The organism is Microbulbifer mixtoriginis (SeqCode) (genome assembly GCF_052466715.1).
Window position 1 is genome coordinate 1,868,585 of the sequence record NZ_CP174288.1, and the last position, 22,380, is coordinate 1,890,964.

Annotated in this window: 13 protein-coding genes; 10 read left to right on the forward strand and 3 right to left on the reverse strand. The window is 45.6% G+C overall.

The features are described from left to right. Positions 1–63: 63 nt before the first annotated feature. The 5 genes from ACJJH9_RS08370 (at position 64) to ACJJH9_RS08390 (ending at position 5,317) form a co-directional block, all read left to right on the forward strand. Positions 64–432 (forward strand): SpoIIAA family protein, encoded by a 369-nt coding sequence (locus tag ACJJH9_RS08370; RefSeq protein WP_252085700.1) that lies wholly within the window; start codon positions 64–66, stop codon positions 430–432. A 35-nt stretch (positions 433–467) separates the two neighbouring features. Beyond that, the gene (locus ACJJH9_RS08375; RefSeq protein WP_444924934.1) at positions 468–1,271 is read left to right on the forward strand and encodes a class I SAM-dependent methyltransferase; all 804 of its coding nucleotides are present in this window, start codon (positions 468–470) and stop codon (positions 1,269–1,271) included. Positions 1,272–1,405: 134 nt separating this feature from the next. Further along, complete coding sequence (locus tag ACJJH9_RS08380; RefSeq protein ID WP_444909764.1) at positions 1,406–2,923, forward strand: amino acid permease; 1,518 nt, start codon at positions 1,406–1,408, stop codon at positions 2,921–2,923. 14 nt (positions 2,924–2,937) lie between these two features. Further along, entirely contained in the window at positions 2,938–4,311 is a 1,374-nt protein-coding gene (gad, locus tag ACJJH9_RS08385; RefSeq protein WP_444924935.1) for a glutamate decarboxylase, read from the forward strand. Positions 4,312–4,426: 115 nt separating this feature from the next. Then, positions 4,427–5,317: an SMP-30/gluconolactonase/LRE family protein gene (locus ACJJH9_RS08390; RefSeq protein WP_444909762.1), complete on the forward strand. Its 891-nt coding sequence runs from the start codon at positions 4,427–4,429 to the stop codon at positions 5,315–5,317. Between the two features lie 210 nt (positions 5,318–5,527). Here ACJJH9_RS08390 and ACJJH9_RS08395 read toward each other — a convergent pair whose 3' ends face one another. Beyond that, positions 5,528–5,983 carry a hypothetical protein gene (locus ACJJH9_RS08395; protein ID WP_444924936.1) on the reverse strand — a complete coding sequence of 152 codons (456 nt, stop codon included), beginning with the start codon at positions 5,981–5,983 and terminating at the stop codon, positions 5,528–5,530. Positions 5,984–6,475: 492 nt separating this feature from the next. Between ACJJH9_RS08395 and ACJJH9_RS08400 the strand changes: the two genes are divergently transcribed. Beyond that, entirely contained in the window at positions 6,476–7,789 is a 1,314-nt protein-coding gene (locus ACJJH9_RS08400; RefSeq protein WP_444909760.1) for a DUF6395 domain-containing protein, read from the forward strand. 1,728 nt (positions 7,790–9,517) lie between these two features. Here the strand turns inward: ACJJH9_RS08400 and ACJJH9_RS08405 are convergent. Then, positions 9,518–9,847 carry a hypothetical protein gene (locus tag ACJJH9_RS08405; RefSeq protein ID WP_444909759.1) on the reverse strand — a complete coding sequence of 110 codons (330 nt, stop codon included), beginning with the start codon at positions 9,845–9,847 and terminating at the stop codon, positions 9,518–9,520. A gap of 426 nt (positions 9,848–10,273) precedes the next feature. Here ACJJH9_RS08405 and ACJJH9_RS08410 point away from each other — a divergent pair, with 426 nt between their 5' ends. Beyond that, positions 10,274–17,431: an FG-GAP-like repeat-containing protein gene (locus tag ACJJH9_RS08410; protein ID WP_444924937.1), complete on the forward strand. Its 7,158-nt coding sequence runs from the start codon at positions 10,274–10,276 to the stop codon at positions 17,429–17,431. Further along, positions 17,424–17,798: a hypothetical protein gene (locus ACJJH9_RS08415; protein WP_444909757.1), complete on the forward strand. Its 375-nt coding sequence runs from the start codon at positions 17,424–17,426 to the stop codon at positions 17,796–17,798. The genes ACJJH9_RS08410 and ACJJH9_RS08415 overlap by 8 nt, the downstream gene beginning before the upstream one ends. Before the next feature lie 1,131 nt (positions 17,799–18,929). Here the strand turns inward: ACJJH9_RS08415 and ACJJH9_RS08420 are convergent. Beyond that, positions 18,930–19,937 (reverse strand): AraC family transcriptional regulator, encoded by a 1,008-nt coding sequence (locus tag ACJJH9_RS08420; protein ID WP_444924938.1) that lies wholly within the window; start codon positions 19,935–19,937, stop codon positions 18,930–18,932. A 117-nt stretch (positions 19,938–20,054) separates the two neighbouring features. Here ACJJH9_RS08420 and ACJJH9_RS08425 point away from each other — a divergent pair, with 117 nt between their 5' ends. After that, positions 20,055–21,398 carry a flavin-containing monooxygenase gene (locus tag ACJJH9_RS08425; protein WP_444909755.1) on the forward strand — a complete coding sequence of 448 codons (1,344 nt, stop codon included), beginning with the start codon at positions 20,055–20,057 and terminating at the stop codon, positions 21,396–21,398. A 13-nt stretch (positions 21,399–21,411) separates the two neighbouring features. Further along, entirely contained in the window at positions 21,412–22,380 is a 969-nt protein-coding gene (locus tag ACJJH9_RS08430) for an SDR family oxidoreductase (protein ID WP_444909754.1), read from the forward strand.

Genomic DNA, 22,380 nt, shown 5'->3' on the forward strand with positions numbered 1-22,380 from the left:
GTTACTCAGTTAATAAGGAGATATTGCGGGCCACCTGTTGAGGCGGCCCGCAACCTGTACAAAATGATCGAACATAAGTGGCTACAGGGACATACCGTTTTACAGGTTCGGCCGCGTGGAAAATTTACCGCAGAGGATTTTCATCAGCTGGCAGAAAAAATAGATCCGATTATTCGCGAGCAGGGCAGGATAGAGGGTTTACTGATTGACGCTGAAGATTTTGCCGGCTGGGAAAATTTTGTCGCGATGGTCTCGCATTTTCGCTTTGTACATAATCACGAGAAGCATATCCAGAGGATTGCGGTGGTGTCAGACAATCCGGTTCTGAAATTTATGCCGCACCTGGTTTGCCATTTTATCAGTGCGGAGGTTCGGCCTTTCCCCCTTAATGATTATCCTGAAGCCCTGGCATGGTTAAAAAATCCGGGTTAGCATCGCGCACCGTTTAACTGTTATATGGAGTGCCGGTGAGTCCAGTCTTGGCCATTATTGCGACGACTTCCGCAGACCTGCCCAACGCCCAGGAATTATCCAGTCAACTCAACCTTCCCTGTTTGGGAGTTGCTTCCCCCAGCGAAATTAATGAGGTTCCCCAAGTATTAGCTTGTGGAGAGCAGTTGCAACTCTGTGCGACCGGGCGCAAAGCACCGGGGCCAGTTTCTGTTGATTTCGTTGGTGGGGCTTTAGCACATAGGCGCAAATATGGTGGGGGTAAAGCCCAGCCGGTTGCCAAGGCCGTGGGTTTGCGCCCTGGTTTTTACCCTCGCGTATTGGATGCCACTGCCGGGTTGGGCCGTGATGCTTTTGTGTTGGCGACCTTGGGCTGCGAAGTGAAGATGCTTGAGCGCAATCCGGTTGTACGCTTGCTCCTTCAGGATGGTTTGCGGCGATTGCAGGAGGCTGCCACTGCCGACCCGGAATTGGCCGCCATTGCTGGGCTTTTATCACTGGCCGATGATGTTACACCGGCCGCAGACTGGTTGGCCCAGCAGGCTGAGGAATCTTGGCCGGTTGTTTATCTGGACCCCATGTTCCCGCCCCGGGGCAAAAGTGCCAAGGTAAAAAAAGAAATGGTGGCTTTTCATCATCTGGTTGGAGAGGACCTGGATGCGGACGATCTGCTAGAGCCAGCACTCAGGGCCTGTTATTACCGCACCGTGGTCAAACGTCCCAAGCTGGCACCATATCTTGCAGATAAAAAGCCAATGCTTTCTTTTGAAGGGAAGTCAGGGCGTTTCGATATTTACACCAAGCACGGTGTGCCGGGGTAATAGGCGGAATTTAAATAGAGTTGGTATCTACTAGTATTTTTGAAATTTCTACACCTTAAGTCATTGCCTAACTTATCTACACTGGCAGATAGTCATTCGCTAAGTGCCTAATCCGATAGAGTGGAGGGGTAGCTGTGAGGCGTAACATCGACGAATCGCAGCAGCCAGATATATCCAACCGTAAAATATTCTCTGCCAGCGCTCTAGGCTTTCTCACCGCAGCAACGATCGTAACCAGCCTTCGCAATTTGCCCATGATGGCGCAGGAGGAGATGACGATGTTTTTCTACATCGGCATTTCCGCCCTGTTATTTTTGATTCCGGCTGGACTGGTGGCAGCCGAACTGGGCAGTGCTTTCTCCGACCGCACCGGCGGTGTTTATACCTGGGTGGGAGAGGCTTTTACGCCCAAGATGGGTTTTGTCGCTATTTGGCTGCAATGGGTGGAGTGTGTGGTCTGGTATCCCACCGAGTTGGGGTTTGCCGCAGCCGCTATTGCTTATGCGCTCGGAGAGCAGAATCTCGCCAGTAATACCTACTATATCGGCGGCTTCTGTATCGTTGCCTACCTTATCGCCACTGCTGTCGCCCTTTCCGGAACCAAGTTTCTGGTGGTAGTCACCAAGTATGGATTCCTGGTGGGTACACTAATGCCTTGTTTGATTCTTATTGCCTTGGCAGTGGGCTGGGTGGTGATGGGAAACCCCTTGGGCTGGGAAACCGCTGCCGACCCGGCTGTAGCCGTAAGGGAAGATGGGCAAGTACATCCGCGCTGGTTTCCCCATATTACCGGTCTCGGTGCTGTAGCCTTTCTTGGAGGGATACTGCTCTCTTTCGCTGGAATTGAGGCCCAGGCCAGCCATGTCTCAGAAATGCCCAACGCCCGCCGTGGTTATCCGGTGGTTATTGGCATTGCCGCTGTCGTTTCTTTTCTGATCTTTACGCTTGGGGCGCTCGCCATTTCTGCCATGCTTCCCTATCAACAGATATCAATAGAGACGGGATTATTCACAGCGTTTGGTCAGGGGTTTTCCCAGTTGTTGGGTATCGGTTGGCCGGTTCAGATTCTGACGGGATTGATTGCTTACGGTGCCCTCGGGGGAGCCCTGGCTTGGTTGGCCGGTCCCAGCAGAGGGCTATTGGCTACCGCCCAGGATGGCATGCTGCCCCCCTGGTTTCAGCGGGAAAATGCTCGCGGCGTACAGAAAAATATCCTTTACGCCCAATGCTTGATTGTCTTGCTCATCTCATCGATTTATATCCTGGTAGATAATGTATCGACCGCCTTTGTTTTGATCTCGGTTATGGCGATAAGCCTGTATATCATTATGTACTTAATGATGTTTGCTGCGGTTATCCGTTTGCGTTACACCCAGCCAGACCTTCCCAGGGTTTTTAAAATTCCCGGTGGTATCACCGGCGTTTGGATTACGGCAGGCACTGGCATGGCTGCAGTTTCTTTTGCGCTGTTGGTGTCCTTTTTTCCTCCTCAGCAGCTTTCAGTGAGTGACCCCAGGCTGTATGTAGCTTTGGTCTTTTCCGGAATTGTTATTACGGTGACTATTCCACTATTTATTTTCTACTGGCGTAAGCCTTCCTGGCGTAAAGAGGGTGGGCATAAGCAGCAATCTTTTTCAGACATTAACGAGTGACAAGGAGGTCGGTCGTGAAGCAAAAGTCGCCATTCGATATGTTTTTCGATGAATACAATGAGGATATCCCCGAGGATCATTTCCCCAGGGGGAGTATCTCTGCGCATGCGGCGGAAGCGATTGTTACCAGTGAGACCTGGTCTGATGCCAAGCCGGCCATGAATCTTTCTTCTTTTGTCACTACATTTACCGAGCCAGAAGCTTTCGATGTCGCTAAAAAACATTACCTGAAAAATTATATCGACCACGATATGTATCCGCAGTTATTTGCTATGGAAGCGCGTATGGTGCGCTGGCTGCATCAACTGTGGAATGGGCCTAAAGGAGTGGAGCCCTATGGTGCTGCAACTATAGGATCCTCTGAGGCCTGTATGTTGGCGGGATTGGCTCATAAATGGAACTGGCGCAAAAAGAGAGAGAAGACAGGCAAGGATACTTCCAGGCCAAACCTGGTTACCGGGGCCAATGTTCAAATTGTCTGGGAAAAATTTATGCGCTATTTCGATGTGGAACCGCGCATAGCAGCCCTAAAACCTGGGCATTACCGCTTTAATAGCGTACATCTGGATGATCTGGTAGATGAAAATACCATCGCGGTGGTGGCGATTGCCGGGCAGACTTTCACAGGAGAAGACGACGCTTTTCGCGCTATCCATAACTGGTTAGACCGCTACCAGCAGAAAACAGGCCATGATATCCCAATGCATATTGATGGTGCCTCTGGGGGATTTGTGAACCCGTTCTTATACCCCAACTATCAATGGGATTTTCGCCTGCCGCGGGTAAAATCTATTAATGCGTCGGGGCATAAGTTTGGCTTGGTGCCACCGGGGCTGGGCTGGGTGATTTTTCGAGAGCGTTCTGTTTTTGATGAAGATCTGATGTTTTATGTCAATTACCTGGGGGGAGAGATGCCCACGGCAACTTTGAACTTCAGCCGGAATGCATCACCGGTTGCCTACCAATACTACAACTTTATTCGTCTCGGTTTCGAAGGTTATAGAGATATTATGCAGCACACTTTGGCGAATGCGCAGCTATTACGCCATCGTCTGGTAGAAAGCGGCTACTTCGAAATTATGAATAAAACCCAGCGTATTCCTGTAGTGTCGATGACCCTGAATTCTAAATATACCAATTTCAATGAATACGATATATCTGACAAGGTACGTGAACGTGGCTGGGTGTTATCCGCTTATTCCATGCCGCCTAATGCTCAATCGGTAAATTGCTTGCGTATTGTAGTGCGCCCACACCTTAATCTGAATGCGATTGAAGGCCTTGCTGACGATATTATCCATGCGTGTGAGTGGCTAGAGCAGCATGGGGGTAATGCCACTCCACCAAAATTGCATGATCCTCATAAGGTAGCGGCGAGTAAATGTTAAGGATTTGATTTATCTCTGTAATGATTGTTCAGAAAACAATGAATAAAATAATAAGGCGACTTAAATTGTTCTGTAGAGAGGAACGAATTCAACGGTAAATCCTATGGAAAGGTGTGTGCTGAACAGTGACTTGCAGGAACCGGAAGGCCCGGTTTGTTTACCTGACGGCCAGATATTCGTTGCTGAAATGTCGAGCGCGCGGAATTGTGTTAGTCGCATTGATATATGTGGAGGATATCATCAGGTCGGCCATCCCGGCTGGCGCCCCAATGGTATGGCGATCGATGGCGATGGCAATTTTTGGATAGCGGGAGGCGGGGGGAAAAAGCTGGTATGCATGAGGCCCGATGGGACAGTCCTCAATACTTATGGGGGGCCTGCAGAGCGCCCCTATCTTTGGCCCAATGACTTGGTATTTGGTCAAAATGGTTTGCTGTATATGACAGACTCCGGCATTGATCCGGATAGCTTTGTTGAGGGGCAGGCAATCCGCCCTGACTTCCGAAAGTGTGGTTATGATGGGCGGGTATTTGAAATTGAACCTCGTAATGGCCGCGTATTACGCTTAGTGGATACGGGTTTGTTATTCCCAAATGGCATTGCATTTGATGCCGATGACTTACTGTATGTGGCAGAAACCCTAACAGGAAATATCTACCGCTACTATCTCAGCTCCTCAGCCCCCGGTGACCCTGAGCTATTTGGCAATGTTAACCTGGGATCACCAGAAGAATTTATTGGGCCTGATGGAATGGCTTTTGGTGATGATGGCCGGCTTTACTGTGCCGTATTTGGTCAGGGTGATGTGAGCGTTTTAGATCACGATGGCAGGGTGGCTGAGCGTATTCCGACTTGCGGGAAGCGCCCCACCAATATCGCTTTTTGTGAAGATCAAAAGGGTGGGGCGGTGGTGACAGTTTTAGATGCTGGTTGTTTGGAATGGCTGGGCCTGCCCTGCCGAGGTAGAGATTTATATCACCCCGAGATACGAACTTTACTTGGTTAATACAAAAGAAAATGTAGGATTACAATAGCGCAATGTTCAGAAGCCGTTTCATAACTTCTTTAGCGTAATAAACATGCAGTCGATATAGAAAAAAGCTCTAGAAGCCAAATAGGGATCTCACCTAACGGCCAAGCAGTAGTAGTTTCCGAGCCATACATAAGTTCGCTCAGTTTTCCAGCGTCACATATGCCTTCGAAGTTATCTACCATCTTATTTCGAAGGCTTTCTTCTATTCCTACGGTGAGGGCAATTCAGGTCAATTTTACGGTGGGCGAAGCTATTGCGTAAGGGGGCAGAATCTGCAGCTTGGTCGTACACTAGGCGCCGATATTTTGTATTTTTATAGATGACATTGAGAAGTGGATGTAATAAATTTACTCCTGCTGGTGAGGCCGAAGTAACGGTGTATCCCAATGGAATACCCTTGTCATTGACCACCACCGTCCACTTTGTACCCTTGCCTGCTTGGTTTTCCAGTTTCTGCTCCTTTTTTTGCTGAAGCAAAGCTGACATCCGAAAAACTTCTTCCCAGTCAAGCAGGGATCTTTGATCGGGCTGTCCGAGAAATTTTTGCCAAGCCTCCAGCCAAGCGCCCGGTTCTTCCCAAACTGAAGCCTTCTCCAGCAAGTACTTTGCGATGGGTAAGGTGGGGGAAAATCCTTCCATCGGACTCCTTAGCGCAAAATTCATAAGATATCTTCAAAACATGCAGGGTTATCAATGGGCTCGGGGCCATCTATTTCACGTTTTAGCTGGGGAAGGCAAGGTACAATCAACTCCAATTGAGCGTCGGTTAATTCTCACTTAAATCTATTCACGTTTGCTGGTCTTATTATTTCATGAGACCGCAAGAATAACTGATTTCAAGATATTAAGCAGTGTCCAGTAGTAGTTGGCTAACCTCTCCTATATTCCTATTGCAACTGCCATACCTAGTGGTAGTAGAGGACGCCTGCAGGATGATTGTGTTTTATACAGACAGGCCACTCCCTAAGGGAATCTCTACCAGCTGAGTATCCTTTTGGGGCGATGGTAAATCAAACCTTAATGTGAGTACGGCTATCTAACTCAAGCAGTTGTATTAAATTTTATGGATATATACGTATCAAATGCATATAATATATTAGTTAGGCATGATTGGGTTTAGGATATTTTTTAATGAAGGTCTTTGTCAAAAAAATTAAGCGATCAACTTTTTTTTCGAGAAAAGATGAAGGAAAGTACATAGTTGAATTTTCATTTCAACTATGTGCAGATGATTCTCGTCACGCTCGATCAACAAATGCAGGTAAATCCAATGTAAAGTTAGGTGGAAATTCTGCTCGTTTTTTCTTTCGGGATGACCTGGAGCTCCCACACCCTGACTTATGCGCTTTAGCAGCACTTAAGATTATAAGCCCTTATATCGGCAGTACTTTAGTTATGGATAGGCCGGTATCATATAAAATGGCTCAAGCGATAAAGAGGGCCTACCCAAATATAGCATATGTCAATGCTGCAGACGTTAAGCCTAGACAAGCAATTAGTGAATCACCAGCAGTATCATTTTCTGGAGGCGTGGATAGTGTCGGTGTTGCTTCAGTTTTAGAGGAGGGCGTACCGCTAGTACTTTTAGCTAGAGTTTTTCATCCCGATATAGGCCCATTTGAAACTTGGTATAATACATCTTCAAATGTCAAGACTTTAGAAGCCATGCCAGCAAGATTCAAGAAAATTGTAGTTTATAGTGATTTTGAATTTTTGAGCACTAATGGGCACTGGTGTATTTATCCCGATAGTTATGCGTTTACAATTCCCTGTATATTACTCGCCGACAAATTGAATTTGTCTCATATTTTGACTGGAGATATTTCATTTGCCTTTACAGGAGATGAAACTATTTATAATAAAGATCTTACTACTCGGCATGGTACATTATTTGAGGCTGTATCTTTACCATTGGAGTATCCCTGCAATGGGTTGGGAGAGCTTGGAACGTTGAGGCTGGCGAATCACTATGGTCTTGATGATATCCCAACTAGTTGCCAGTACGGTTTTTTTAAAAAGCCTTGCATGAAATGTATTAAATGCTTTAGAAAGTCATTATATGCTTGGGCAATTTTCAATAAACCTTTGTCGGATAAGCAGCTGTCTGTTTTCGATATGTGTGCTCCAGTAAAAAAACTGGCTCAAGATGAGAGCAGGAATGGTTGGAAGATCATGCCAACTTATAAATATGTCTTCAGTAAAATTGGTAGAAAATTTTCCGGTAATATTGGAATTATTCAGTCTAGGGCGGAAAAGATAAATTACGATGTGGGTTTTGTAGATAAAATATACCCGGGCGCTTATAACTCATCCTCTGCGAAAAATAGACCAAAATTTATAGTGAGGGCGCTGGAGAGAATTGAAAGAATTGTTCCGTATATGTCTCAAGCAGATGAGCAAAACTTTAAGAAGATGGATTATAAAAAATATGTAAGTAAGGGGTGAGCAGAGGGCAGCAAGCCAATGATGGATAATTTTTAGCAGTCAATTCTTTTTGGCTGCTGGGCTCTGAGTATTCCAATATTTTTTCGCCAGATTTGGTAGAAGTTTATCATTTTCTGGGGTATTGAAAATTCTTTATCATTTCTTTACGGTTAACTAAAAAGAGTTTATCTATGACCAAACCTACTTTCTAATTGGATGCCATCATCAAAGCTTTGGGTGAAGGCAAAGACCTCAATGGCAAAGATGGCATCTTGACCTCTCTGATCAAACAACTCCTTGAAGTTGTCATGAAAGTGGGGTTGGAGGAGTACCTTACCAATACGGAGCGGAGCTTTACAAAGGTACCTCTGAACTTCAAGTTTGGCGTGAGCGTGATCTGGAGGTGATCTAATTCATTTCCTAGTTTGATGCTATCCACGACATAATCAAGGAAAATAGTCGCTACCCCAACAAGCCCATTTACGTGAATCTTAGGCTCAATATCGAAGGATAGAAGGAGCTGCAGGGGCTCTACTCATCAGACCAAGAAGGCGCACATGACTGACTGACAGCTCTACCAACCCCTGCAATCGTGTAGTTAAAGATATCCTAATAGTTTATGTTGGTGGTCTGTAGGGTTTTCCAGAGGCCTAGTGGGGGGATCTTTATCTGATGGTGATTAGGTTCTAGTGCGGTAAATGGCCGACTCTCTCGGCTTACTTTAAGTATCCATAATACAGCCGCACACTGACCTAAACCACTAATGTGGAAGAGGTTGTCCATAGGGATTTCCACAAGTTGACTAATACCAAAGGCGTTTTCGCCAATGAGGGTAGCTGACTGAGGCTTCTCTACGCCGTTTTACTAAAAGCCACCGAATGCTGGGTACTCCCGATTCAATATTGGAGTTCGATTGCAGTAGTTGATGTTTCACTTCCCTGATTGTTTGGAGAAATGTATCAACCTGTAAGGCTATTATAATTACTGACAAAGAGTCCTGAGCGCTAGCAGTTATTATTTTCTGCTCTGTCTGGTGATTATTCTTCTATTGATTGCCTTGTTTAATTTTTATTGATTGTTTGGGTGATGTGAGTGTTTTAGATCACGATGGCAGGGTGGCTGAGCGCATTCCGACTTGCGGGAAGTGCCCCACCAATATCGCTTTTTGTGAAGATCAAAAGAGTGGGGCAGTGGTGACAGTTTTAGATGCTGGTTGCCTGGAGTGGTTCGGCCTGTCCTGTCGCGGCAGAGAGTTATTTCATCCAAAATTATATACGTAATAGATTTTTCGTTTAGATGTTACGGTGTGATAAAGGAAAGCGAGCATGCAAAATTTAATACTAAAGTTTGCTTGCCATGAATTATAAATTGTTGGCTTTACCAATCTGATCGAACTGAGCGAGTCTAATTGTGCTCATAGTGGGGGGTGCTTAACAAACCAGAGAGATGGTTAGTTTTATAATTCAACTGAAAGAAATATATATTTTACTCTAGTTTTATGGGGGGTAGTTGAAGAGTCCTGTTCTGTTGGTGAGTGTTGTAAGTAGGTAGTATCCGTTTTTAGTTGGTGTTGAAATTTTGTAAAGGGTTTGGTTTCACGTTTTAGTTGTATTGTAATAGAGGGCACAATTGGATTCTTTATGTTGTTTTTTGTTGTTATTCTTGAGTCGAAAAGAAAGCAGTTTGTTGTGTTTTCTCGGGGTGAGATAGTGCCCGTGAAGGATACCTCACCTAAGAGAATGGGTTTGATTATTTATATCCGTATTCAATGGCGTAGATGTGGCAATAAGCATTGCTTGACCCACTCCATAAAACATCAGTAAAACCACGAAGGTTAATCGAGTCGCCGCTATGATAAGCTGCCAAAAGCATGCTTATGCTTGAAGAATACCCGATATCATCAACTTTAAGCCAATAACCTCCACTACAAGAACTTCCGTTGTTCTCAAGTATAATGCTGACGTCACCATTATAATAGGACGTTATTCTCTGTATTTGGGAAGTTGGGGAACGTTCAATGCCGGCAAATGCTGAACTGGCATATAAAGTAATCAGAGTTAATAAGAGTGCTCTTTTCATGAAGGGTAAAGCTGTAGTTAGTTTAATGTGCGGCGTTTGCCAGTTGATGGCGCTGATTATATGGGTTTGTGTTTTCTGGGAGAAGGGGGTGTTAAAAATAATTTCATTGCGCTTGAACTTTCGCTTTTTTTTGAAAGTATTTTTAATGTTTTTTTGTTTCTTTTTTTGCTTTTAGTGAGCTTTTCCGTTTTTATTATTTTTATTTGTTGGGATATTTTTCTCTGCAGGTTTGACTTGTCAGTTTTTTAAGGGGGTGGTTATTTTTTTGGGTTTGTTGGGTTGGCACGCTAGATGGGGGTGTTGCTCTCAAAGGTAGGTTTTTCTAGGTTTTTTATAAAAAGTTTTCCTATAAAAATGCATTTATAAAGTACGGTTTCTAGCGTGCTTTATGTCTTCAATCCCCGGTGATGCCTTTTAGAGATGTTTATGCGCACTTCGTTTTATTTTTTATTGGTGCTCTTTGTCACTTTTTCTGCTCATGAAGCTGTCGCTTCGGGGATTATGAAGAATGGATATACGGTTTATCGTGGGGATGTTAATGATGACGGACGTGAAGACCTTTATTTTGAGTACAATAGACCAGTAATTCTTATACATGGAGATATTGCTTCTCCTCTGGTAATGCCCCAGCTGCCGAACTTTGTTCTGTACTTAAATCGAGGGAGCGAGAGCTATAAAGATCCGGTTGAAATAAGCCTGACAGAACAAGAAGTCGCAAATCTCGATCAGCTTGAGGATAGTCTTTCAGTATTTGGGGACTTCAACGGTGACGACGCAACAGACTTACTATTTATCGATACCATGCCACTGGTTATACATGCCCAAGGGAATGGGCTACCAGAGCTTGTTCAGACCCTGTCGGTTGAAAACCGGGATGATGAAATTTCTTATGCGGCGGCCATTCTCACCAGTGTAAACCCTGACTCTATTGTGGTGTTGGATGAAAATAATGATGGTAGGGCGGATATATCTGTAGGAGACTTTATGTTTCACGCAGATGAATCTGGGGTTTTTGGTAGCTATACCACTCCAACCACAATTCAAGCGCCCAATATGGCTGGAACCTCTGGAGGCCAATTCCGGGTTAGTGAATCCGGTGCGGCAACTTACTCTTTTCCAATAGCAACGGCTACTGGTACAGCTGGTGTTGTACCAGAAATCTCCCTGAACTATAGCAGTAGTGGTAGTAATGGTTTAGTCGGTAAAGGGTGGGCTATTGGAGGTCTTTCTGGAATTTCCCGCTGCCGTCAGACGCTGTCAATTGATGGAAATGTGGGGCCTATCAACTGGACAGACTCAGACAGGTTCTGCCTTGATGGTCAGCGCCTAATAACAGTAAATGACTCTCAATATGGCGCTGTTGGTGCCGTATATAAAACTGAAATGGATTCCTTTGTCAAGGTAACTTCACTTGGCGGCAGCCTTGGAAATCCGAACCACTTTATGGTAGAGCGCAAGGATGGATCAGTCAGTTATTACGGCGAGAGTGATGACTCTAAGCAGCTTGTAGGAGGCAATGTACTTACTTGGGCACAAAATAGATTTGAGGATAGTGTCGGTAACCACATTGAGTATCTGTATGATGGGGATTCAGAATCAGGGCACCGTGTCAGTTCAATTCGATACGCTTATGGTTCTGGCTTCTATGAGGCGGATGTAGAGTTTGTTTATGAAGATCGTCCTGAGCACCTTAGAGGCTATACCGCAGGTTATGCACTCAGTACTACTAAGCGCCTGGATAAGATTATCTCCAGTTCTAATGGTAGAGTGATACGCGAATATAAGTTGGGTTATAAGCCGGTTCTGCCATTTATTCCCGGTGAGAAATATAATGACAGAACCTCATTGCTAACTTCATTACAAGAGTGTGTAGATTCTAACTGTCTTCCTGCAATCAGTTTTGAATGGCTGCAAGCTCCATGGATGCAATACGGAACTCAGTCAGAAGCTATTGATTTTTCTCCTACCAATAACCGATTTTTGAGCGATTATAAGTACGCTGACTTCAATGGAGATGGCAAGCAGGATATCGTTTGGATTGAGGGGTACAATGACGATGGGAGTGATACTGACATTCGTGTTAAATACGCGATTTCTTATGGCTCGAAGTTCGTAAAACAAAATTTCACGGGTGGCTTGTTTTCTTCCGAGTATTTTACCAGTGCCAATGTTGGTGAGGGTTTTTCGATACGAGTGTTGGACTACAACGGCGATGGTCGGCATGATTTGGCGATCTACAATCCACGTACTACCAAGTATGGAATTCCAGGCAATTATTGGCATGTTTTTTTAAGCCGTTATGATACTGGAAGTAAGCGTTGGAAATTGGATTCCAGACCAATAAGTACGGGTAGATCAAATAAAGATGCGATCTTTGCTGATTTTAATGGTGATGGACTGGCTGATTATATTTCTGTCAGCTATAGCAGCAGTACGGGTGCAAGAGTACTCGTTAGGCTGATGGAGCCTTCAGGGGATGACGTTTCATCTTATAAGCATTATAAATTCAGTGATGAATACACCAGTTATCCCTTAAATATTTCTGGTGCTAACAGCATGAAGTCTAGCGGCCGAGTACCCGATACTTTAGGGGACTTTAATGGCGATGGAGCTATGGATATTCTGGTGGCAACTTCCGCTGGATTTGAAGCAGCAGTATTTGATCAGGAAGCGGGAGAGTTTCACTCAATTGGCCTTTTCTCTACAACAAATACTTCAAAAAGCCCGATAGCAGTAGATATTAATGGGGATGGCCTAACGGATGTTGCCTATCCAGGAAACTCTGGTGGCTTGTTTGGTCAACTAAGTACAGGAACTGGATTTGTTAGTTTGGGATACTTGGGGGGCAGTAAGGGAACTTTTGTTGATCTAAATAATGATGGTTACCAAGACTTTGTTTGGCCGGTTTCTTATAGTGATTTTATTTATGTACGTTTCTTTGATCAGAACACCGGTACTTTTGTTGACACTGATGACCGTAAGACTTTTGATGCTATTTTTCCTTGTACCTCGCAGGCAAAAGAACTCAATATCGCCTGTGGTGATCTGAAGGATAACGACTTTATTTGGTTTGCTGATACTAATGGGGATGGCGAGCCAGATTATCATCGCTATGAAAGTTCCAGTGGTAAAGTATATACCCGCCTGGATAACTCAAAAGATTCGCAATACAGCAATACTCCACGTAATGTAATTCATAAGATTGATAATGGGTTGGACAATATTACCCAGATCACTTATGAAAATATGGTAGATGGAGAAGTCTATTCTCGTTTGGATGTAGCTACATCAGGAAGTGTGACCGATTTCTACTCTGCATTAAATGGCGAATGGATACTGCCAAGCGGAAGCCAAACTTTAGGTAAAGACAAGCCTGTACTGGATATTTTAAGCCCAATGTATTTGGTGGCTAAGGTAGAAAGTTCTGCCCCTGCCGCCGCTGCAGCACCTGGTTCTGTCGACCAGTCCGCCCTCAGCTCGGTTTCTTACCACTACCATCAGATGAAACTCCAGGCTGCTGGAAGAGGGATGTTAGGCTTCCAAAAAGTTAGCACCACTGATAATCAAACTGGTGTAGTAACAGAAACCACCTATCGACAAGATTTTCCTTTTGTAGGTATGCCCCTACAAACAGAAACTCGCTCAGCAGAAGGGCAACTGCTAAGCCGAGCGAGCAACAATTGGCGTCTACAGGGCTGGAATGGTAGCGGGAAACCTCTGCCGTCTTATCAGCCTTATATTTATCAAGCGGTGGAAGAAACTTATGACTTGAAGGGTGCCGGTAGTGCGCAGGGAGAATTGCTGCAAAGTGTTACCACCACAAACAGCTACGATACCTATGGCAATGCGCTCAGTATTGACGTTGTCACTAAAGACGGCATCTCTGGTGACCAGTTTGCTAAGAAAACGGAAAATACCTATGGCAGCAATGTTTGGGAAAAAGAAAAGGGCCGTCTAACTGCAACAAAGGTGACCAGTTCCCGCCCAGGTATGCCCAGCCATATCCGTGAGTCGGCCTTTAGCTATTATGCATCGGGCATACATAAAGGCCTTTTAAAAACCGAGGTTATTGAACCTAATAAACCAGAGTACAAGCAGATTACCGCTTATGAATATGACAATTTTGGCAACGTTAGTAAGAAGACGGTAACTGCCCCCGGCGAAGTCGCTCGCAGTGCAAGAACGCTGTATGACCTCTCGGGCCGCTATGTGTTTGAAAGCTACAATGCCCTCGATCACCTAACCGAAAGGGTAGTATCCCGCAACCACTTTGGCGCTCCGTTGGAAGTTAAAGGGATGAATGGGCTGGAAACCGTGTTCGCTTACGATGGGTTTGGTCGTGAAACCATTAGCCAGAGCAATACCGGCGCGGATAAGCTGACGGATTATGATCGTTGTGTTATCGCCTGTCCGGCCGGTGCACAATATATGGTGACCACTCATAGCAGTACCGGTAGCTGGAGTAGGGAATACTTCGACGCACTGGGGCGCTCTATACGGACTGAAACCAAGGGCTTCAACAGTAAAATCTATACCGATAAAGAATACGATAATCTAGGCCGCGTGAAGTTTGCCAGTGAGCCTTATTTCTCTGGTGATACCCGCCTATGGTCCAAAATGGAGTATGACCTGCTCGGCCGCCCAAGCCGTGTCACTGCGCCAGATGGCTCAGTGTCCAGCATCACCTACAGCGGCCTTGAGACCATCACCACGAATGATAAAGGCCAGCAAAAAACTGAGATCAAAAATGTTGCTGGGGAGCTGGTAGAAGTCATCGATGCGATTGATGGCCGCCTCACCTACGAATATGACAGCCAGGGTAACCTGTATAAAGCCAAATCCTGGGGTAAAACCAATGCTGCAGGTGCTCATATCGACGAGGGCGACGGTCTCAGTTATCCCATTGTGGTTACAATCGAATATGACGATCTGGGCCGAAAAACCCGTATGGACGATCCCGATAAGGGAGAGTGGCACTACGAATATACCGGCTTTGGTGAGCTGAAAAAACAAACCAATGCAAATGGACACACCGTAGAGTTAACCTACGACGAATTGGGCAGACAGTCCACGCGTATTGAAAAGTCTAAAGGCTCTTCCGCCCCCACTAGCGATGTCATCTGGTTGTATGACAGTGCAGCCAATGGTTTGGGCCTGGTGGAAATGGTTATGGACAGCGTCTCTGGATATCAGGCGGTGTATGAGTATGACCAAGTTGGCCGAAATCATATCCAGGCGGTGGACTTTGATGGGGCTGGTACACAACCCTCTTATGTCACCACCACGGTATTTGATGGTCATGGCCGTGTCGAATACAGCTACGATGCGCTCGATAGTATACTCGATGGTGGCAAATCAGGGACTCAGAATTTCTACAATACCTATGGATATCTCTACAAGGTAGTAGACTTGGCCACCGGGGACTTGATTCAAGAGGTGAAAGCCCAGACCGCTCGCGGCCAACTGAAAGAGCAGCTATTGGGTAACGGCGCAACGTCTAATTTTACTTTCGAAGCTGCCAGCGGCCGCCTAACAAAGCAGACCTCTACGGTATTGGGAGCCTTTGGTATCCAAGATATCAGCTACCAGTGGGATACCCTCGGCAATCTCACCAGCCGTCACAACCAGAGCGGAAGCAAGGATCTGCGTGAGAGCTTCTGCTATGACAAGCTCAACCGTTTGATAAAAACCCATATTGGTAACAGCAATGTCAACTGTAGTGGCCTAAGTACGTCCGAACAGGATATCCGCTACAACGCTATCGGCAATATCACCTTTAAAGCCGGCGTAGGGGATTATATCTATGGTGAAAATGGCGCTGGCCCCCATGCGGTGACAACCGCCGGAGGCGTTAGCTATAACTATGACCTCAATGGCAATATGACTTCGGATGGTTTTGATGGTGGCCGCACCATCAGCTACACCACCTTCGATAAAGCCTCCCTGATAAAAAAGGGAAATAACACCACAGAGTTCCTCTATGGCCCGAGCCACAGCCGCTATTACCGCAAGGATACCAATAGCAGTAATGGCGAGGTGACAGAGACCTGGTATATCGGCGGTATCGAGCGTATCCAGAAGTCCAGTAAGCCCAATGAGATCGAGTGGAAGCGTCACCTGGTGGGCACGGCGGTCTATACCGTAAAAACCGACAAGGAATTCAAGGTACTCTCGACTGATAAGCTGTTCCTCTACAAGGACCACCTGGGCTCCATGGATCTCATTACCGATAAGGCCGGTAAGGTAGTGCAGGAAATGTCCTTCGATGCCTGGGGGCAGCGCCGCAATAGCGCCAACTGGAATGCGTTATCCCTGACTGCGCTATCGAACTTCGATCACAGCCGCACCACCCGTGGTTACACCGGCCATGAAATGCTGGATGAGGTGGGGCTGATTCATATGAATGGCCGTATCTACGACCCGCGTCTGGGGCGCTTTATGCAGGCGGACCTTATTGTTGATGGTAAGTTTAATACTCAAGGCTACAACCGATACAGCTACGGGAAAAATAGCCCTCTGAGTGGCGTTGATCCAAGTGGCTATGGATTTTTCTCAGAGGTATTCGATGACATCTTGGGTATTACTGAGAGTTCAATTCTTAATGCGGTTGTTCAAGCTGCGGCTTGTTATTATGGAGGCCCAGCAGGTTGTGCTGCCTACGCAGCGGCATCTGCTAAAGGACATGGAGCATCTTGGGGGGACGCATTTAAAGCAGGAGCTATAGCTTATGTTTCGGCCTACGCGTTTGGAGAAATTGGTACTGGTTATGAAGCTGGTGCTATTTCCTTGGGTGAAGCAGCTCTCTATTCTGGCTTAGTGGGCGGCACAATGAGTGTTTTGCAAGGTGGAAAGTTTGGGCATGGTTTTGTTTCTGCTGGAGCAATGGCAGCTACGGGCCCACTAATAGGAAATATAGGCAACAGAGCTGCTCGCGTTACTGGCCGAGCTATATTGGGTGGTACAATTTCTAAGCTTACTGGTGGTAAGTTTGCAAATGGTGCAGCGACAGGAGCATTTCATGAGGCGGTTAGTTCAAGGGCATCTGATAAAAATATCTCTGATGATGATTTAGTGGGGAAAATGGTTCCTGAAGTCCAATGGAATCAACTTGATGATGCAGCTGCATATCAATATGCCGCAGAAGGGTTAGCGGCAATGGAGGGGGATTTGAATGTCGATCAGGGGGCCCTTCGAGTTGCCCAATATAGGTTGGGTGCCCATCGAGTTATATCAAGCTTGGCTGCATCTACACTAACTTCTAAAGAGGTTTCTTGGGGAGTGTTTAACCATAATTTTTATCGCGATCAAAAATATATTGCTATTGGTGGTGCTGGCGTTTTGTGTGGAGGTTTTTTCTCAGCCTGTACTAGTGGGTTAAGTTATTACGGTTATGGCCAATTAGGAAAATCCACTTATGATTTGGTTACTGACCCTTCTGCCGGTAATGGGTATCGTTTTGGTGTAAATGTTACTAGAGAAGTGTTTACAACAATGGCACATCAAGGGGCACCAGCACCAATCAAACCTATCATTTGGTTTAATGCAGCTGTTGGTGAGGCTGCGGGGAGGATTCCAGTTGAATAGCCATAGAAAAGTTCGGGAATTTATTTTAATCTTTAGTACTGCTTTAGCCTTAGTTCCTGTTTGGTTTGTAGGGATAGTCGAGGTCGAGATTTGGGTTTTGTTGCGAGTAATTTTGTTGTTTTGTGCATTGATGCTCGGCCTAAAAATTTATGATCTACTTGGTGTGTATGAACTAAAGGTAAGGCTCGTAAGGTATGGTTTTTTATCTTCTGCGCTTATCTCAGTAATTTCTTTTCAGTTTTTAAGGGGAGGGTTTGCTGGGGCTTCAGAAAGAGAGTGGTTTGTTGCGGTTTCTTTTTTGCCGTTAATCACTGTTGTGCTTTTGCAGAAAATAGTTTCTTTTAGGGGGTTGGGTAAGGATGAGTAAGGAATAACTGGGCTCAGAGTAAAATGTTGGTGTTATATGTCTCTTTGTGAGAACAATAGGGCTGGGAGTAAGTGGTCGGTGCTGATTTGACTTTCGAAAATGTCTTTTTATAGGGTATTTTGATGGCTAGGTCTTTAATAGTTTTAATAGTGCTTCTCTGCGGCTGTTCTCAGGCATATTCAGATTCTGAGAGTTCAGATTTGAATGGAAAGGTATCTGGTTTTATGGAAGGGGCAGGGTCAACTTTAATAAAATTGATTCCGGAGATGCGCAATTACTCGAATGGTGAGCCTGTCTATACTGATAAGTTTTTGTGTTCTATAGATCCTGATACAAATGAGAGGGGAAAGTATTTATTTATAAAAAATTCTTTGCTCTTGATAATAGGAGAGGAGTTTCCTTGTGAGCGAGGTATAGATGCTTATAGGCGATACTTTACATTAGAAGATGACGCTCTTTACTGGGTGTCCTTGGCGTCAGGAAATGAAATGTTTCTCAATTATTTTGAGAGGTTAAACGGTGTTTGTAAATTACGTGATCGGTATCCTGAGTCTATACGTTTTTTGAAGCATCGCACTCATACTAGTATCGCGAAAAGGCTTCTACTTCAGTGGAAAGAATGCGATAGGTAATGGATAAGGCTGGGAGAATGAATGCTTTAAGTGGTCTTAAGTGCTGGCATTGTATGGTTATTCAGGAGGATTATATAGTTGGGAGTAAGTCGTGAATGCTGACTTGGCTTTCGAGAATCAATTTTTGATTAAGATTGGTTTGAATATGGGGTAGGATATTGTATTGGTTAATGGTTTTTAGACCTTGCTTTAAAAAATAACCTTTTTGTTCTTTTCAATTCCTTCGGTTAAGTCTTCAGTCACTTATGATATTGGTCCTTTGGGTAGGGCCTGTCCTGATGGTGCATCTATTAAATTATGATTCTTAAGTGGCTCCTGTAAAGAGTATTATGAGTGAATATTAAGAATTAAAAATTAATAAAGGTGATTTTTACGTGGTATGGGAGTGTTTTAAAGGTTTAAATCATCAATTAAGATTTTCAAAAAATGTTGGTGTGAATGGTTTCGAGCTTATTGTATATCATGTATAGAAAATAGAGTTCTTCATGATTTTGGATGGCTAACTCTTATTTATAGGGATTATAAGCTCTCTAAACGAGCTAGGAGATGTTCCCTCCCAACGCTTAAAAGCTTTACCAAACGCACTCTCATCCGCGTACCCAAGTGCTACGGCAATTTCTAGGTTGGTTTTTTCGCCCTCTCTTAACCACTGCTTCGCATAATAGCTGCGTACCTCATCCTGTAGTACACGGAAGTTAAGTTGTTCTTCTTGTAATTTTCGCGCTAGGTGCCTTGGGCTAAGGCAAAGGCGCTGTGCGACTTGCTCACGTGTTAAGTTTGGAGCTTGCTGCAGCAATAGGGTTACTTTCCGGTGCAGGGATTTCTTTGTAAGCGCCTGTAGGAGGGCTTCTGCCTTTGGCTTTAAGCAGGCCTCCACTTCTTTATCTGCGGCGATTAATGGCAGCGACAGATCTTTAGTGGGAAATTGGATTGCCGAAATCCCTGCATTGAACTCAACGGGTATTTGTAACAGTGCCTGATAGCGTTGCTGCAGGGCAAGGCTAGGCGCAGGGTAGGCGAGCAGTAGTTTGAGGGGCTGAAACCTCCCACCGGTTAACATTCGGGTTTGCGCAATACAAGCAGCGAGCACCGTTTCTACCCGGATTTGCGCAAAATTCAGGAAGTTGGGGTGATAGCAGAGGTTTACCGAGAATGCATCGCGTCGCAGTTCAAAGTGCCCACCTTCGCCCAGCAGTGGGTGGTAACTAATCAATTGCTCTATCGCCTCTCCCAAATCTTTTTGCGTCATCAGCAGGTAACCAACTAGGCCGATTTGGTTGGCCTGCATGGCAAGCCCGAGCTTAATACCCAGTAGAGTGTCGGGGTAGCTATTGATTACCGACTCCCACAGCCGCTCCTGCAGATGAATAGAGATGCGTTCCTTCTGGTGTATTTGGGACAGGATTTTATTGGTTTCCCCCGGTATAGGGAGATCCATGCTGGCTAAAGCCTCTAGTAAAGCTTTGGTATAGCTCAGATTAACGCTTCTGGTGTCGGTCAAATCCATTATGAATGTCCCAAAATAACTAGTACCTGCCCGATAATGACGATCCTTAGTGTGTTTGTCACGATATATTCCTTCTGGCTCGGCTCTTAAACAAGTCAACAGGGAGGGGCAACTACCGTGAAACCTTACGCCGTAATTGGTGCCGGTCCTATGGGGCTTTGCACCGTTCGAAATTTACTCAAATGCGGTATTCCCTGTATTGGCTTTGAGTCGCACAGTGATGTGGGTGGCTTATGGGATATTGATAACCCCACTAGTACTATGTATGAGTCGGCCCACCTTATTTCCTCCAAGAAAATGACTGAATTCGCTGAGTTTCCGATGGGGGAGAGTGTTGCTGACTACCCAAGTCATCGGGAGATGCGGGATTACTTCTGCTCCTATGCGAGAGAATTTGGCCTTTACGGCCATTACGAGTTCGACACAGAAGTTTTGAGATGTGAGCGCAGTGGAGAAAACTGGCTGATTACCACTCGTAGAAAGTGGCAGGAAAGAACTCGGGAGTTTAGCGGATTACTCATTGCCAGCGGCACTTTGCACCACCCCAATCAGCCTGCACTTCCAGGCCAATTTAGCGGGGAGTTGTTACATTCTGCACAATACCAGTCCTCTGAAATCTTTGCTGGAAAAAGAGTCCTGTTGATTGGTTGTGGCAACAGTGGAGCGGATATTGCTGTAGACGCAGTCCATAAAGCGAAAAGCGTTGATATCAGCCTGCGCCGAGGCTATTACTTTCTGCCGAAGTACATAGCCGGTAAGCCTATCGATCAGCTGGGCGGCAAGTTTCGGTTACCTCTCTTTGTTAAGCGGCGCCTTACAAAAGCGCTGGTCAAATTCTCTTTAGGCAGCCCATCTCAATATGGTTTGCCAGAGCCCAATTACCGACTCTTTGAATCCCACCCGGTAGTCAACTCCTTACTGCTGCATCATATTGGCCATGGCGATATCAACCCCAGGTCTGATATCAAATCGGTGCATGGGAATAAGGTGAAGTTCTCAGAGGGTGGATGTGGAGAATATGACCTGATCGTACAGGCCACCGGTTACAAGTTGCACTATCCGTTTATCGATAGCAGTGAACTGAACTGGAGTGGTTATGCACCGAGCCTGTATCTGAATGTATTTCATCCTGAATCCGATAACCTATTTATGATGGGTATGGTGGAAGCGGCTGGATTGGGGTGGGAAGGGCGTAACAAGCAAGCAGAGCTTGTTGCCCTTTATATTCGCCAGTTAATTTCTGGTGCACCGTCTGCTAGTAGATTTAGGAAAATCATCCAGCAGAGATCGGCAAATCGTGTAAACGGCGGTATGCGTTATCTGGATCTTGAGCGCATGGCGTATTACGTACATAAAGAGGCCTATTTAAAGGCACTCAGAACGCATAAGGCAGATTTACAAAAAGACCTGCTACCGCGAGAGGAGGTTTTTCATACAAATGGATCAGAAGCGACTTCCTGATAGGAGCCTCAGAATGAACAAGCGGGTTTTAATTACCGGGGCGGCGGGATATATCGGTCATCAGCTTGGGGAGCAATTGAGGAAGACTTTCCCTGTGATCGGGATGGATATTCGAACTAGAGCCGCGAGTTTTCCCATTCTGGCGTGGGATATTTGTGATAAAGACCTTGGTCAGTTTATTCAGGCGGAATCTATAACCCATGTGATTCATCTAGCGTCGGTAATGGCTGCGTGTCGTGATCATGCCGCTGAATACCGTATAGATGTGGAAGGCACAAGGAATGTATTAGAGGCCTGTCTCTACGCTGGGGTTGAACATATCACTGTGACAAGTAGCGGCGCCGCCTATGGTTATTATCCGGATAATCCACCCAGGCTCGAAGAGCATCATCCCTTGAGGGGGAACCCTGAATTTGGCTACTCCAATAACAAGCGTAAAGTAGAGGAGTTGCTGGCTGAATACCGTGAGCGGTATCCGTATCTCAAGCAACTGGTATTTCGCGTGTCTTCCGTTTTAGGTGCCAACACCAATAATAAGATCAGCGCACTCTTTAGCCGAAAAGTACTTCTGGACCCCGGTGGGCATAATTCCCCCTTTGTCTTTATCTGGGATCAGGATGTGATCCGCGCACTCACGCTTGGTGTGAGTGCTGGGAACAGTGGCATATTCAATCTAACCGGTGATGGCAGTCTCAGCCCCAAGGAAATAGGTCAAATTCTGTCCAAACCACTGATGAGACCACCAGTATGGCTGATAAAAGCGGTTCTCTGGCTGGGTTACAGCCTCCACCTAACGGATACCCACCCAGACCACGTGGCCTTTTTGCAATACAGGCCGGTACTGGATAATCGCCGTTTAAAAGAAGAGTTGGGGTTTATTCCGGAGAAGACTTCAAAAGAGGTTTTTCACCTGTTTGCAGAAAGGGCACTCGGCATAGTAGCACTCTCCAGTAAAACTCCCTTGTCTGTGGAGGAGAGTTGA

Excerpts from the sequence above, each read along its gene's own strand:
- ACJJH9_RS08370 (WP_252085700.1), top strand. The coding sequence starts at position 64 with ATGATCGAACATAAGTGGCTACAGGGACATACCGTTTTACAGGTTCGG.
- ACJJH9_RS08395 (WP_444924936.1), bottom strand. The coding sequence starts at position 5,983 with ATGGAAGGATTTTCCCCCACCTTACCCATCGCAAAGTACTTGCTGGAG.
- ACJJH9_RS08400 (WP_444909760.1), top strand. The coding sequence starts at position 6,476 with ATGAAGGTCTTTGTCAAAAAAATTAAGCGATCAACTTTTTTTTCGAGA.
- ACJJH9_RS08405 (WP_444909759.1), bottom strand. The coding sequence starts at position 9,847 with ATGAAAAGAGCACTCTTATTAACTCTGATTACTTTATATGCCAGTTCA.
- ACJJH9_RS08410 (WP_444924937.1), top strand. The coding sequence starts at position 10,274 with ATGCGCACTTCGTTTTATTTTTTATTGGTGCTCTTTGTCACTTTTTCT.
- ACJJH9_RS08420 (WP_444924938.1), bottom strand. The coding sequence starts at position 19,937 with ATGGATTTGACCGACACCAGAAGCGTTAATCTGAGCTATACCAAAGCT.
- ACJJH9_RS08430 (WP_444909754.1), top strand. The coding sequence starts at position 21,412 with ATGAACAAGCGGGTTTTAATTACCGGGGCGGCGGGATATATCGGTCAT.